Annotated in this window: 12 protein-coding genes and 1 tRNA gene; 4 read left to right on the top strand and 9 right to left on the bottom strand. The window is 53.9% G+C overall.

Translation table 11 applies throughout. The features are described 5' to 3' along the window. Positions 1 to 263: 263 nt before the first annotated feature. The 9 genes from Q2J34_RS01070 to Q2J34_RS01030 form a co-directional block, all read right to left on the bottom strand. Complete coding sequence (locus Q2J34_RS01070; protein ID WP_298888113.1) at positions 264 to 1,811, bottom strand: lipopolysaccharide biosynthesis protein; 1,548 nt, start codon at positions 1,809 to 1,811, stop codon at positions 264 to 266. 30 nt (positions 1,812 to 1,841) lie between these two features. After that, positions 1,842 to 2,753 (bottom strand): ribonuclease Z, encoded by a 912-nt coding sequence (locus tag Q2J34_RS01065; RefSeq protein WP_298888110.1) that lies wholly within the window; start codon positions 2,751 to 2,753, stop codon positions 1,842 to 1,844. Positions 2,754 to 2,791: 38 nt separating this feature from the next. Continuing rightward, entirely contained in the window at positions 2,792 to 3,700 is a 909-nt protein-coding gene (locus Q2J34_RS01060) for a 3-hydroxyacyl-CoA dehydrogenase family protein (RefSeq protein ID WP_298888108.1), read from the bottom strand. 139 nt (positions 3,701 to 3,839) lie between these two features. Then, a complete protein-coding gene (locus Q2J34_RS01055; RefSeq protein ID WP_298888106.1) occupies positions 3,840 to 4,172 on the bottom strand; it encodes a transcriptional regulator in 333 nt (110 codons plus the stop codon). Between the two features lie 140 nt (positions 4,173 to 4,312). Then, positions 4,313 to 4,387 (bottom strand) — tRNA-Pro (locus Q2J34_RS01050). A 697-nt stretch (positions 4,388 to 5,084) separates the two neighbouring features. Beyond that, on the bottom strand, positions 5,085 to 5,765 hold the full coding sequence (locus Q2J34_RS01045) for a 4'-phosphopantetheinyl transferase family protein (RefSeq protein ID WP_298888580.1): 681 nt from the start codon (positions 5,763 to 5,765) through the stop codon (positions 5,085 to 5,087). Next, on the bottom strand, positions 5,762 to 7,120 hold the full coding sequence (locus Q2J34_RS01040; RefSeq protein WP_298888578.1) for a hemolysin family protein: 1,359 nt from the start codon (positions 7,118 to 7,120) through the stop codon (positions 5,762 to 5,764). The genes Q2J34_RS01045 and Q2J34_RS01040 overlap by 4 nt, the downstream gene beginning before the upstream one ends. 23 nt (positions 7,121 to 7,143) lie before the next feature. Continuing rightward, positions 7,144 to 7,578: a single-stranded DNA-binding protein gene (locus Q2J34_RS01035; protein ID WP_298888576.1), complete on the bottom strand. Its 435-nt coding sequence runs from the start codon at positions 7,576 to 7,578 to the stop codon at positions 7,144 to 7,146. Positions 7,579 to 7,724: 146 nt separating this feature from the next. Further along, positions 7,725 to 7,904: a hypothetical protein gene (locus Q2J34_RS01030; protein WP_298888574.1), complete on the bottom strand. Its 180-nt coding sequence runs from the start codon at positions 7,902 to 7,904 to the stop codon at positions 7,725 to 7,727. 263 nt (positions 7,905 to 8,167) lie between these two features. Between Q2J34_RS01030 and Q2J34_RS01025 the strand changes: the two genes are divergently transcribed. From Q2J34_RS01025 to Q2J34_RS01010, 4 genes are all read left to right on the top strand, one after another. Continuing rightward, on the top strand, positions 8,168 to 9,106 hold the full coding sequence (locus Q2J34_RS01025; protein WP_300969061.1) for a dimethylarginine dimethylaminohydrolase family protein: 939 nt from the start codon (positions 8,168 to 8,170) through the stop codon (positions 9,104 to 9,106). Between the two features lie 3 nt (positions 9,107 to 9,109). After that, positions 9,110 to 10,534 (top strand): DNA repair protein RadA, encoded by a 1,425-nt coding sequence (gene radA / locus Q2J34_RS01020; RefSeq protein WP_300969060.1) that lies wholly within the window; start codon positions 9,110 to 9,112, stop codon positions 10,532 to 10,534. A gap of 26 nt (positions 10,535 to 10,560) precedes the next feature. Then, entirely contained in the window at positions 10,561 to 11,898 is a 1,338-nt protein-coding gene (gene dgt / locus Q2J34_RS01015; protein WP_300970141.1) for a dGTP triphosphohydrolase, read from the top strand. Between the two features lie 319 nt (positions 11,899 to 12,217). Next, complete coding sequence (locus tag Q2J34_RS01010) at positions 12,218 to 13,786, top strand: Mfa1 family fimbria major subunit (RefSeq protein WP_300969059.1); 1,569 nt, start codon at positions 12,218 to 12,220, stop codon at positions 13,784 to 13,786. Positions 13,787 to 14,079 lie beyond the last annotated feature (293 nt).

The following is a 14,079-nucleotide window of genomic DNA, read 5'->3' as shown; positions in this document are numbered from 1 at the left end:
AGTTCCTCCGTTGGAACTGAAGAGTTCCCCCCTTGGAACTAAAAAGTTCCAAGAGTGGAACAAGTTTTGGAACTCGTATGTGACATAAGTTCAGTGCGATACGAATGTTTCGGTAATCCGCTTCAAACGGTCTTAGCTCCGCTGTGGCTTGCGACATAAGCTACAGATGCCTTTGTAGTGAAAGGAGCTTAGACTGCAAAAAAGAGAAGGCTCAACCGCTTTTGTGTAGCGATTGAGCCTTCTCTCTATGACCTTACGGGCTTTTATCGATCCGCTTTGTGGCGCAGACGGCGTAAGATCGGGGCAAATGCCTTGACCAGCTGCTCGCGCCAGACGATATACCCAGTGAGTGCGACTAAGACCACGGTGCTGAGTAGCAGGCGCAGCCACATCGCAGGCATTGCACCATAGATCCACAAGACTAGCCCCACGGCGATGGCACCCACGACGAAATAACCAGCCGTCGCTCCCAGTTGGTACGGTACGGGGTAGTACTTGCGGCCGAGGAAGTAGGAGACGAGGACCAGTAGGAGGTTGCTCACGACCGAAGCATAGGCACACGCCATAAAGCCCCAGTGCGGTGCGCCCCACACGATGATCGCCACCGTGAGCAGACAGCCGGCCGTGGAGATGATGCCACCCCAGTAGGTGCGGTCGGTCAGCTTGTACCAGAGCGATAGATTGTAGTAGATGCCGAAGAGTACCTCCCCGAGCATCACGTAGGGTACGACCTGTAGCCCGTCGTAGTAGGCGGGACTGATCAGCACCTTGAGCAGGTCGAGGTAGCACATCACGGCGACGTAGATAAAGATCGCCGAGAGCAGGTAGTAGTGCATTGCTTTCGCATAGGTGATGCGTCGCTCGCGCTCTGCGGCTGCCTCTTCGTCTGCCGTGAGTTCGCCCTCCTTGCCTCGCTGGAAGATAAAGGGCTCGTAAGCAAAGCGGAAGGCTTGTGTAAACATGACGATGACGACCGCTATCTTGTACCCCGCACTATAGATGCCAAGCTGTGTATTGGCAAAGGTTTGATCCTCAAAGAGCAAGGGGAAGATGATCTTGTCCGCCATCTTGTTGAAGTTGCCCGCGATGCCGAGCAAGACCATCGGCAGCGAGTAGTGGAGCATGCGGCGAAGTAGCCCCCAGTCGAAGCGACCTCCGCCACGCGCCTGCTTCATAATGGGGATCAAGACCAGTAGGAGGATGATATTGGCGATCATGTTCGAGAGGAAGATATACTCGACACCTAGCCCAGGTTCGTACCACCAGTTGACCGCTCCGGGAGCCACCCTCTGGAGCCAAGGGCAGACCAATAGGAAGAAGAGGTTGAGCGCCACCGTCAGGAGTACGTAGCCGATCTTGATCAAGCCATAGCGCAAGGCTTGATTGGTGTAGCGCAGATAAGCAAAGGGGATACTGGTGAAGGCATCGATCGCCACGATCACAATGAGCATCGCCACGGGGCGCAGCATGTCCGCATATCCGAGAGCTGCTCCGATCGGCTTGACGAAGAGCAAGCCCAAGACGAGGAAGAGCAGCGAACTGGTGCCTAGCGTACGCAAACTATTGGCATACACCTTGCGCCCGTCACCCTCACGGCTAAAGCGGAAGAAGCCCGTCTCCATTCCATACGTTAGGAGGATCAGGAGCAGGGCTACCCACGCATACAGATTGGTCACGATACCGTAGTCGGCAGGCGAGGGCAGCTGATACACATAGAGTGGGAAGAGTGCCCAGCCGAGGAAACGACTAAGCATGGTCGTTGCTCCGTAGATGACGGTATCCTTAAAGAGACTTTTGATGCGGCTACTCATGGTTCTGTCAATTGTGTTTCGAGCAAAGCATTATACTTCGTATAGATCTCCCTCTTGGGTTGCATAGCTATTGGGAAAGACCTCTTGAGCCTCACTAAGCAATGTGGACAGGTCGTCATAGCGACCTGAGTAGTGCCCTAAGAGCAGTTGACCCACCTCGGCCGCCTCGGCCACCTCAGCAGCTTGTCGTGCTGTCGAGTGCCCGTAAGCCTCCGCACGGTCACAAAACTCATCGCTGTAAGTGCTCTCATGGTAGAGGAGGTCCACGCCTCGTATCTGCTCTACCAGATGCCATGCTGGGAGCGTGTCTGAGAGATAAGCGTAGGCGCGAGATGGGCGCCCCGGCTTCGTCAGCTCACGATTGGGGATGATGCGCCCGCCACCTTGAGGTACGTAGTCTAGCCCCATTTGCAGGGCATGCATAGCGGTGTGGGGGATTTGATAAAAGTCGGTAGCCGCAGGGTCTATCCTCCTCGGCATACAGTGCTCACGGCAGAGGAAGCCGATGGCGCTCGTGCGGTGCCGCAGCGGCAACGTGTCGACCTGCAGCCAAGGGTCGGAGTAGATAGTGCGGGATACCTCGTCGCTCGGAGCTACGACTACGGAAAGTTCGTAGGGACTCTCCTCGATGTGATGCTCCTCGATGTAGCGTATGTACTCAGCCACCTCGGCTGTCGTCACGATGGTGAGCGGTTTCGTGCGCCCTACGTGTGCCATCGAGGTGAGCAGCCCTGGCAGTCCGAAGCAATGATCCCCATGAGCGTGCGAGATAAAGAGTGCCTCCAGCTGCGTGATCTTATAGCCCGCCAGGATGAGCGAGTGCTGAGCCCCTTCGCCAGCATCTATCAGGTAGTGATGCCCTGCGACGGTCAGTACTTGTGCCGAGGGGAGATGATGCCGTGTGGGACGTGCAGAGCCACAGCCGAGGATCTTGACTTGCATCTCAAGCTTAGTGCAAAAAAACGGATCTACTATTACGACTATTCCTCTTCCTCTGGGGAGTAGCGGTAGAAGCCCACGCCGACCTTGCGACCGAGCTGTCCGGCGCGAACCTTCCGGCGTAGTAGCGGGTGCGGACGATACTTGCTGTCCATAAACTCCGCAAAGAGCCCCTCCAAGATCTCCAGACAAGTGTCTAGCCCGATCCAGTCTGCCAGCTCTAGCGGACCCATCGGGTGACTAGCGCCGATGCGCATCGCACGGTCTATGTCTTCGATAGAGCCGATACCTTGAGCCAGCTCGGTGATCGCCTCGTTGATCATCGGGATGAGCATACGATTGACGATGTAGCCGGGCGAGTCCTCGACGTAGACTGTCTCTTTGCCCATCGCATCGCACAGCTCTTGGATCTGCTCAAGTGTCTCTTGCGAAGTGTGCTGTGACGAGACGATCTCGACAAGGTCGATGAGCGGCACGGGGTTGAAGAAGTGCATCCCCGCCACCAGCGACGGACGCTGTGTAGCGTTGCCTAGCTCCGTGATGCTGATCGACGAAGTGATCGAAGCTATGATCGTCCCCTCGCTGAGGACAGCATCGAGGTCGCGGTAGAGGTCTTTGTGCTCCTCTAGGGTACCACTGGTCGCCTCTATGACGAGGTTGGCCGAGACAATGTCGGCATTGTCCACAGTCACCTTGATGCGACTGAGCAACTCCTGCTGCTGCTCTTTGCTCCAGTCGAAGAGTTCGCCACACTCCGCCAGTGACTGCTCGAGAAGTGGGATAGCCCGCTTCTGACGATCCAGAGATCGTGCTTGTATGACGGTAGGTATATGGTGCATGGCCAGGCAGATGGCTATGCTGCGCCCCATGGAGCCGGCACCTACGACGGCTACCTTCTTGTCGTAGCCGACCGCCGCAGTATCACGCTGGGTAGAAGTATCGTTTGTCATTTCTTTATAGTCTCTCTTGTAGGATCAAAGGTACGAAAAAGAGATTAGAGGGGGAGGGAGATAGAGGTTAGAGATTAGAGGTTAGAAGTTAGATCCTAGTAGCACTAGTGTCCCTAGCTAATGGCTAACAGCCAACCAGCTACGCATAGGCAGGTGTGACACAGCCTAGAACCAGCTCGGCGGAGAGTCCTAGCACCTGGCAGATGCGCCCCGTTAGCGAGAGCGATGGCTCGCTCTTGTCATTGACGAAGTCACTCACACGAGATGGAGAGACACCCAGTTCGCGGGCTAGCTCTGCCTGAGACTTGCCCTGCTCCTTGAGGGCATAGCTGATTAGTTCGCCCAGCGTTAGGCTCTCTAGCGGATAATGCTCCTCCTCGTAAGAAGCGACCACATCACTCATAATCGCCAACTCCTGCTCTTCGGGCTCACTTATTGTCTCATCCTCCATACGAGGTAGAAGTGTCTCCACACGAGCTAGAGCGTATCTATATTGTTTTCCTGTATACATGTCTCAAAGCGGTTAGATAGTTAGACAATCCACCTTGTCGTACCCTCTATAAACAAAAACAGAGTGACAAGTGCCACTCTGTAAATGTTTTAGCTTTTTAGTCGGGGTACCAGGATTCGAACCTGGGACCCCCTGCTCCCAAAGCAGGTGCGCTAACCGGACTGCGCTACACCCCGAAGCTTCCGAACGGTACATCGTAGGGAAGAATGCCCCCTTCGTGCCGTTCGTGGTGCAAAGATACAACATTTAATTGAATAAACAAGCAGCCCGACCTCGCATCTCAGGGCTGACGCACTATAATCGCTCTGTCAGAAGCTACACATGAGCGACAATCGAGGCATCAATGAGGTCACTATATATAATGTGTCAACCATGGATTGGCTGTTGGCTGTTAGCTATTGGCTGTTAGCTATCGGAACCATCGGAGCTATCAGAGTGATCGGATCTCTAACTTCTAACCTCTAATCTCTATTTACATATCTTTACGGGGAAATTCGTCCGATCCCCTCCTTTCTCGAATATCCACGTGGAAAGTCTCAAATCTCCACATGGATATTTTTTATTTTCCACGTGGGGGCGTTTTGATTCCTCCGAAGTTTCATTTGATTCTTCCGAAGTTTCATTTCATTCCTCCGAAGAATTTTTTATTCTCCACGTGGAGATTTCGAAATATCCACGTGGAAATCAGTTTTCCCCGACATAGCGTTGTATCGATATGTAGTCTGCTCTAAATTATTGTAATGAGCTAGCGTTGGATTTGCCCGACCTCGGAGCTCTCGAAATGTTGGGACAAATGGTGGTTGCTAGAGATGCGCTTGGCGAGCTCTTGTACGGGTGACGAGCTTTTGACGGGAGGAAAGCGAGCAGTTCCAGTTACTCAGCCGGTAGGACGGCACCTCCTGAGTCTAGCACATAGGTGAGGTGGTATGGAGCTGTCGTGATGCTACGAAGGCGGTAGCCCGTGAGGAGGGTGGGGCGGTCATCCCCTTCGTCGGCACAGATGGTGTAACGGGTGATCGAGTCGCTCCCTTTGTCACTACTCCGGCTAGCAGAGACGGAGTAGTCGGGTGGCGAGACAATGTAGTTGGTTGCTAGGTGTCGCTGGACCTTTGGTGGGTAGGCTTTGTAGGCAGCCTCCTTGAGTCCCCACACCGTGTAGAGCCATTCGCGAGCGGCTTGAGGCTCCTCAGCTGTGAGCAGGTGATGATAGTGAGCCAGCTCAGCGGGAGACATAAACCTCGGAGCTATCTGTGGCAACTTATCACTGGCGATCTGTAGATCTACACCGATACCGTGCTGCCCCTCGCAGAGGACGAGGGCAACGTAGCTCCCGCTGTGGGATAGGGAGATACTATAATCACGGTCAGGCGCATCAAGGCGGGGAGCACCCGTGGGGAGGTGCGTCAATCGCCAGGAAGTCTCTCTCGGGGCGATCTCGTCGAGGAGCTGCTGCGTCAGCGAGCGGTAGTTAGATAGGCTGGGGACGATGCTAGAGGGTAGCTCTGCGACGTAGAGTGTCCCTCCTAGCGGGAGGTCTAGCTGTGAGTAGATCACGCCTGAGGCTCTGTAGGACTATTGCTCTGCGTCTCGTCCTGCTCTTTGGGATGCAGACGCATCTTGAGCTGCATGATACGGTGGCGGTCCATGCGCGTTACGGTGAAGTCAATGTCTGAGATCGTTATCTGCTGACCCACCTGAGGAATCTCTTGGAGCACCTCTAGGTACAAGCCCCCAACCGTATCAACCTCCTCGTAGTGTGGTGCAAAGTACTCAGGCTCTACATCTAGCAGCTTGCAGAGATCGATCAGCGACATACCGCCATCGATCAGATAGACCCCCTCGGCAAGCCGTACGTAAGGCGGATCCTCATCATCGTATTCGTCGACGATCTCACCGACGATCTCCTCGAGGATGTCCTCGAGCGTGATCAGTCCTGAGGTCCCGCCAAACTCGTCGATCACGATCGCCATGTGAATACGCTCCTGTTGCAACTCCTCCAGCAGGGTGTCGATCTTCTTATTCTCAGGTACGAAGTAAGCTTGCCGGATGATCTTTTGCCAGGGGAAGGTGTCCTCCTCGTGCATGTGAGGCAGGAGGTCCTTGACATAGAGCACCCCTCGGATTGTGTCCTGCGACCCGTCATAGACAGGTAGTCGTGAGTAGCCCGTGTCGACCGCATAGTTCAGCGTCTGATGATAAGCCCAGTGGTAGTTGACGCCAACCATATCGACACGCGGCACCATGATCTCGTCGGCCGTCTTGTGGTAAAACTTGACAATCTCATGGATCATCTCCGTCTCCTTATTGTCCCCCTCGGTCGTGAGTGCGACAGCCTCCGAAAGATCATCGACAGAGAGTTCGTGCCCCTTCTTCGCATTAGATCCGAGGAGCTTAGAGGTTTTGATCAAGCCCTTGGAGCACCAAGCGATCCCTTTGTAAAGGGCAGACACGGCTGGAGCCGTCATCCGTATGAAGGAGAGCGGGTGACGCTGAGCGTAGATCTTAGGGATGATTTCGCCAAAGAGTAGGAGCAGGAAGGTGATCAGGACCGTCTGGATGATAAAGCCAGCAACACGATTGGCCGAGAAGTCCCAGTGCTCTCCCACAAACCACGCGCAGAGGATCGTGATCGCCACGTTGACCGCATTATTGCCGATCAAGATGGTCGCCAGCAGTTGCTCCGAGTGCGATAGGAGTCGTAGTAAGCGCGGGTCGTTGGGGTGCTCCTGCTCTTTGATCTGCTGCACCTCTTGTGGGGTGAGCGAAAAGAAAGCCACCTCATTGCTCGACATAAAGGCGGAACAAAGCAGTAAGACGAGGATGATCAAGAGCGGTATAGCATCTATCCAAACGATTGGATTGCTGTACACAATTCCCCCGAAAAGACTTAATAAGAAGGCATCACCCATTGCTACTATTGTTGTGACTTATGCTATTGCTGACCATGTGCGCTCGCTCCTTGCGTGTCGGGCTTTGATGCTGGAGGCTCGGCTGTGGAGCGAGCAGAGGCTCCCTCCTGACTACCGCCCTGCTTGGGACGATCTACAAAGGTGACCTTGTCCGCCCAAATCTCTGTACGAGCCTGTGCTTGTCCCTGGCGATCGGTGTAGTTGTTGTAGCGTATCTCGCCCTCCACGAGAAGATGCGACCCCTTGCGCACCCATCGCTCGACAAACTGCGCCAGCGTGCCGAAGATCACCACCGTGTGCCACTCTGTACGCTCTGGTATCTGCGTGCCATCACGCTTCGTGTAGCCCGATACAGAGGTCGCAAGGCGTAGCGTAGCCTGGCAGCTTCCCCGACGCGAATAGTGTACGTTGGGGTCTGCGCCTACGAAGCCTATTAGGATCGCCTTATTGTAGTACATAGACTGAGCGGGGTGGATGACTAAGGGTGACCTTATATACGAACGAGAGAGACTTGTCTTACGTATGAGCAAGGCAAGCCCTCGACGATAGCCATGGGGCTGTATACTAGGGCAGGAGTCCGTGCCAAGTCAGGCACTTGGAGAGGTTACTCCTTGATAGTTGTAATCCGCTTATTTAGGAAGATGTGTAGGAGAAATCCAGCAATCATCACGACACAGCCAATGAGATTGAACATATTTCCTCCCTTATCTAGCAGAGCGGGGATGATGAGTACAAGAGCCCCAATGAGGACTACCAGACTACCTATGGGATTGAAACCTTTCATATACTTATGATTACTATCTAAGGTGATACTTGACAACGAAGGGTCGGAGAAGTCACCCCCATAGGGACGACACACCCTCGTACCGCAAAGGTAATACAAAATCAAGAGATAGCGCATGCTCCTGCAACTTATCCGCTTGCGCACATCTCACGACAACTCTCCGATCGCTCTGATCTCTAACTTCTCACTTTTCCCTATATTTGTCAGAGAAAGAATAGAGCTCCCCGCACATCTGCTGCGCAGGGAGCCACTAAGCAACTGATATGATGGACAAACAACATAAACGACTCACCCCTCACGTAACCAACGAAACGAACCAGCTCCGCAAAGTCGTACTCGGGCTGCCTCATGCGCTCGGTACGCCACCGACACTTGAGGAGACCTACGACGCTAAGAGCTACCAAGCGGTGTTGCGGGGAGACTACCCCACGGAGCAGGCGGTGGTACGTGAGATGGAGGGATTCCTCGCTATCCTACAGCGCCACGGCGTGGAGGTGTATCGTCCTGAGCCAATAGAGGCGTGCAATCAGATCTTCGCGCGAGATGTCTCTTTCGTGATCGATGAGCACCTTTTTGTGGCACACATGATCCCCGACAGGAGACGAGAGGTAGATGCGTTTGCATCGATCTACGATCTCTTCGAGCCGAGTAGCGTGCTACATCTGCCCGCCGAGGTACGTGTCGAGGGGGGCGACGTGATCCTCTATGATGACATCCTCTTCGTGGGCTGTTGCGAGCCAGGAGCTTTTGGGCAGTTCAAGACTACGAGGACCAATGATCGCGCGGTGGACTTCTTCCGTGAGTTCTTCCCGCACAAGCGCATCGTACCCGTACCACTATACAAGCATGACCAGGATCCTCTGCGTGGTGTGCTGCACCTAGACTGCGCCTTTCAGCCCGTGGGGCGTGGCTTCGCCGTCTTTTATCCCGAGGGAGTCGCTTCCAGAGAGGCTCGCGGGATCATTGGCGAGGTTTTTGGACAGGACAAGCTACTGACCATCACCGCTGAGGAGGCTGTCGAGATGCATACGAACTTCTTCTCCCTCTCTCCCGAAGTGGTCTGTGTTGAGGCGGGTGCCGAGCGTCTGCAGCGTTACCTCCGTGAGGTGGCTGGCATGACCGTTGAGGAGGTGCCTTATAGTGAGATCTCTAAGCAGGGTGGCTTGCTGCGCTGCTCCACATGTCCTCTAGAGCGAGCATAGCAGATGGCAAAGGTTAAGACTATATATAAGTGTAGTGCCTGTGGTGCTACCTACAGTCGCTGGCAAGGCCAGTGCAACGAGTGCCAAGAGTGGAACACGATCGAGGAGGAGCTGGCGCAGCCGGAGACGACCTCAGGGCGCTCGACACCAGCGCAGGAGATACAGCGCAAGCTCAAGCAGATCCATGAGGGTGCTACGTGGGATGGGCTCCACTCGGAGGAGGTGCGTCCCATACAACTGATCGAGGGAAGCGAGGAGAGTCGAGTAGATCTGCACGACGAGGAGCTAAACCGCCTTCTCGGTGGCGGCCTGGTGCAAGGCTCCTTTACCTTGCTGGGTGGCGAGCCGGGTATTGGTAAGTCTACGTTGATCTTTCAGACCGTGCTGCGCTGCCCAGAGCTCAAGACGCTCTACGTATCGGGCGAGGAGAGTGCCCAGCAGCTCAAGCTGCGTGCCGACCGCATCGGCATACACTCGGAGCAGTGCCTCATCTACTGCGACACCGACCTGGACAACATACTCCTGAAGGCTCTGCAGATAGTACCCGACCTGCTGGTCATCGACAGTATTCAGACCGTCACGACTGCACGCTCCGACTCTTCGCCTGGATCCATCAGTCAGATTAAGGAGTGCGCCAACCTGCTCCTGCACTTTGCCAAGAGCAGCGGCATCCTCGTGATTGTCATTGGGCATATCAACAAAGAGGGCTCCATAGCGGGCCCGAAGATCTTGGAGCATACGGTAGACACGGTCTTGCAGTTTGAGGGCGACAAGCAGCATCTCTACCGCATCTTGCGTAGCCATAAGAACCGCTTTGGCTCTACCGACGATCTTGGCATCTACGAGATGAATAGCTCGGGACTGGTCGCTGTGAGCAATCCCTCGGAGCACCTTATCTCGGGCAATACGGAGGGGCTCAGTGGGGTCGTGGTCGCCTGTGCCGTGGAGGGTATCCGCCCGATCATGATCGAGACGCAAGCTTTGGTTAGTTCGGCTATTTACAATAACCCGCAGCGGTCCACTACGGGCTTTGACCTGAGGCGACTCAACATGCTGTTGGCCGTTTTGGAGAAGCGGGCCGGCTTCAAGCTCATACAGAAAGACGTTTTCCTCAATATCACGGGCGGTATCAAGATCAACGATACCGCCGTGGATCTGGCGGTGCTCTGTGCCGTACTCTCCTCCAATCTGGACATAGCCGTGCCCTCGAAGACCTGCATGACGGGCGAGGTGGGACTGGCGGGCGAGATACGTGCCGTGAGTCGCATAGAGCGACGCATAGCGGAGGCGCACCGACTGGGCTTCACGCGGATACTGATCCCCAAGGCGAATGCTAAGAGCCTGCAACAGCGAAACTACGACATAGAGATCGTGCCGTGTGATCGGGTGGATCACGCCTTCAGAACACTCTTCTCTCAAAGACAATAGATACACTATATATAATAATGAGTAGGATGAATTGGGATCAGCTGATCTCTAACCGACGCTTTGGAGCGCCAGAGCCTGTGCGAGCTGGCGCACTAGGTGGGGGCATGGAGATGCGTACGGAGTTTGACCGGGACTACGATCGTCTGATCTTCTCGGCACCATTTCGCAGGCTACAAAACAAAGCGCAGATCTTCCCGCTGCCGAAGAGTATCTTCGTGCACAACCGTCTGACGCATAGTCTGGAGGTGAGCTGCGTGGGGCGTAGTCTGGGCAACTATATAGCGAGCCGCCTGACGGACAACCAGGATACGCCTCATCGGGGGAGCATCGCTACGGTCGTCTCGGCGGCCTGTCTGGCACACGATATGGGCAATCCTCCCTTCGGGCACAGTGGCGAGCGGGCGATCCGGGCTTACTTTACCGAGGGCAACGGTCGCCAATGGTATGATGCCGTAGTAGGGGAGGGGCACTCGTGGGAGGACTTCGCTTATTTCGAGGGTAATGCCAATGGCTTTCGCCTGCTGACCCATCAGTTTGAGGGGCGCCGCCCTGGGGGCTTTGCTTTAACCTACACCACACTGGCAGCTATTGTCAAGTACCCCTGGTCGTCGGCTAGGGCGCCTGAGAGCGGAAAGTTCGGCTATTTCCAGTCGGAGCAGGCAGCCTACCTCGATGTGGCGAACTACCTAGGCATCCTGCCCGTAGATCCCGCCACGGGGCACTACGTGCGTCACCCGCTGGTCTACCTCGTGGAGGCCGCCGACGATATATGCTATCAGGTGATGGATGTGGAGGATGCATATAAGCTGCGTATCTTGAGCTACGAGCGTACGGTGGATCTGCTCCTGCGCTACTTCCCCGCAGATGGTCACGACCATGCGCTGGCAACGCTGGAGACTATCGGCGACCGCAACGAGCGGATCGCTTACCTGAGAGCCAAGGCGATCAATATCCTCGTGGAGGCGTGTGCCGAGGTCTTCATAGAGCATGAGGAGGAGATACTGTGTGGTGCTTTTGCGGGGACGCTGGTTAGTCGAATGCCCGAGAGGCTCTATGCAGCTTACCGAGCCAATAGCGAGGTGGCGCAGAGTGAGATCTACACGGCGCGAGCGGTGATAGACGTAGAGCTGGCGGGGCATCGGATCTTCTCTGAGCTGATCGACAAACTGATGCAATCGCTCCTACATCCTGATGATGCGTATAGTCGTACGCTCCTCTCGCTGGTGAGTAGTCAGTACAACCTGCACGAAGAGTCGATCTACGGCAAGCTCCAGTGCACGCTCGACTACATCTCCGGCATGACCGATCCCTACGCGCTAGACCTCTACCGACGCATCACCGGCATGAGCCTCCCAGCGATCTGAGAAATTAGAGATTAGAGGTTAGAGATTAGAGGTTAGAGATTAGAGCTTAGAGGTTAGAAGTTAGAGTTCCGATGGTTCTGATAGCTCTGATAGCTCCGATGGCTCCGATCACTCCGCTCTCTAACTTCTAATCTCTAGCCTCTAATCTCTATTTCTACGAGGAAATACCGAATATGTCAAAAGAAATACCGAATATGTCAAGTCGCTAAAAGGAGTATTCGATATATTATGCCTACCTTTGCATCGGGTATTCCCTTAAACGAATCTATTTCGGTGACACATCGAAGAATCTTTATATCAATCAAATAACAAACAAACAATGAACAGAACAGTAAGAACACTGCTAGGCCTACTAACGATCGGTCTAGTAGCTCTAACTTCCTGCAAAAAGGAGCCAGAGAAGCCTCAGAACGAAGGTTCGACCTACGTAAGCGTAGCGATCAACCTACAGTCTAGCCTGCGCGCTGGTACGGGCGATACTGATGATGAGTTTAACCTTAAGGGCACTTGGAATGGCAAGGATGCCATCGAGACTATTGCCGTCTATGTCGTTGGTAACGGCGAGGTCTCCTATGGTCAATACACGATGGCTGACTTTGATATTGTCAAGGCTACAGATGATGCAAACATTTCCATCAAGCCTAAGAACGCTATCCTTACCACCCCAGGCGCAAAGAAGGTTTATGCCCTCATCAATGCTCCTGAGGCAATCACCACGACTCTTGAGAAGTCTATGCCAGCTCACTTCAACGAGGCTTATGCTAAGGCTGTCGAGGGTATGACAACGGCTCAGGTAGCTCGTGCAAACGGAAAGAAGGAGGATGTCATCATGATGTCTAACTCTGCTGAGTGTAATATCACGATCGAGGATGGTGTCACCAAGGAGGAGGCTAAACAAGGTCCTAAGAACCTCGCCAAGGTGAATGTCAAGCGTGTTGTAGCACGTGTGATCCTAACGACAACAAAGCCTAGCTATGAGATCAAACTCCAAGATGGTACTGTGCTAGGTAAAATCGAAAACATCACCTACGCAGTAGCTCAGGGTGAGAAGGCTTTCTACATTAGCCAGCAGAAGAATAAGGCTGGTAGCATCACCACTCCTGGATATAGCTTCCTGCCACTGGTTGATCCTGCTGATAAGAGCAAGCTGACCAACTATGAGGCTCAGGCTAATACTTACGACTATAGTGATCTACATGCGACTGTCACGACTCCTCGTGTAGCTCTTGTCGCTGAGAATCTTACCGCAGCTCTAGAGATCGGTAAGAAGAGCCTCGAGAGCAGCGCTTTCATCTTTGAGGCTAGCCATCCGTTTGGGGAAAATGGACAGACGGTTGCTGACTACACGGGAGGGTTCCGTCGTGGTAATACTCCTTATGTACTCGTTCGTACGAAGTTTACGCCTGATGACAATGCGTTCTACAACGAGTATCAGAAAACCCAGTTCAAAAAAGGCAATGGAACTTTCTACAGAGGAGAGGATGGTCTCTTCTACGCCACGAATAGAACTGTTGGTGGTGGTAAGATTAAGGATAGGATTGTGCCAAATCAGAAGTACACCAAGTTTGAGGGTGGTAAGGTGCTTTACCATGTCTTTGTCAACCCTGATAATGTCGTTAAGACGCTAGATGCACCTGCCTATCGCAACAACATCTACCATATCAGTGTCACAGGCTTCAAGACTCTCGGTCTCAACTGGAACCCGCTCTATCCAGAGGATCCTGATACACCCGATCAACAGAACCCAGATCCTAAGCCAAAGGATGATCCCAACACGCCTCCTTACGTACCTGGAGACTTCAACACGCCTAAGGAAACCTATATGGCTGTAGAGGTCAATGTCATTCCTTGGAATGTACACTCCTATGATATAGAGCTAGGTCTCTAATCAGAAGACTCTATCTGTAAGTATGGACGCACACGCTCGTGCGTCCATACTTGACAGACGAGTAACTTTTTGTATGGACGCACGGTCGTGCGTCCGTTGTATCAAAGGCTACAGCGTTAAAGCGTAAAGACAACGGGCTATACGTATCGTTGTTTGACCTACGGACGCCCTCCCGCTAGACGCTTCCGAGCGTCCCTACAAATCGTTACACGTCTCCCCCCCATTATCGTTAACCTTACGATCCGACCCTTTTCCCCCTACACCGACACACCTGATCTCTCAATCACTGCTAC

This window comes from Porphyromonas vaginalis, from assembly GCF_958301595.1.
Classification (GTDB): Bacteria; Bacteroidota; Bacteroidia; order Bacteroidales; family Porphyromonadaceae; genus Porphyromonas; species Porphyromonas vaginalis.
Note: the sequence above shows the minus strand (reverse complement) of the source record. Positions and strands in the feature narration are given on the sequence as shown.

Excerpts from the sequence above, each read along its gene's own strand:
- Q2J34_RS01070 (WP_298888113.1), bottom strand. The coding sequence starts at position 1,811 with ATGAGTAGCCGCATCAAAAGTCTCTTTAAGGATACCGTCATCTACGGA.
- Q2J34_RS01065 (WP_298888110.1), bottom strand. The coding sequence starts at position 2,753 with ATGCAAGTCAAGATCCTCGGCTGTGGCTCTGCACGTCCCACACGGCAT.
- Q2J34_RS01060 (WP_298888108.1), bottom strand. The coding sequence starts at position 3,700 with ATGACAAACGATACTTCTACCCAGCGTGATACTGCGGCGGTCGGCTAC.
- Q2J34_RS01040 (WP_298888578.1), bottom strand. The coding sequence starts at position 7,120 with ATGGGTGATGCCTTCTTATTAAGTCTTTTCGGGGGAATTGTGTACAGC.
- Q2J34_RS01035 (WP_298888576.1), bottom strand. The coding sequence starts at position 7,578 with ATGTACTACAATAAGGCGATCCTAATAGGCTTCGTAGGCGCAGACCCC.
- Q2J34_RS01030 (WP_298888574.1), bottom strand. The coding sequence starts at position 7,904 with ATGAAAGGTTTCAATCCCATAGGTAGTCTGGTAGTCCTCATTGGGGCT.
- Q2J34_RS01025 (WP_300969061.1), top strand. The coding sequence starts at position 8,168 with ATGATGGACAAACAACATAAACGACTCACCCCTCACGTAACCAACGAA.
- radA (WP_300969060.1), top strand. The coding sequence starts at position 9,110 with ATGGCAAAGGTTAAGACTATATATAAGTGTAGTGCCTGTGGTGCTACC.
- dgt (WP_300970141.1), top strand. The coding sequence starts at position 10,561 with ATGAATTGGGATCAGCTGATCTCTAACCGACGCTTTGGAGCGCCAGAG.
- Q2J34_RS01010 (WP_300969059.1), top strand. The coding sequence starts at position 12,218 with ATGAACAGAACAGTAAGAACACTGCTAGGCCTACTAACGATCGGTCTA.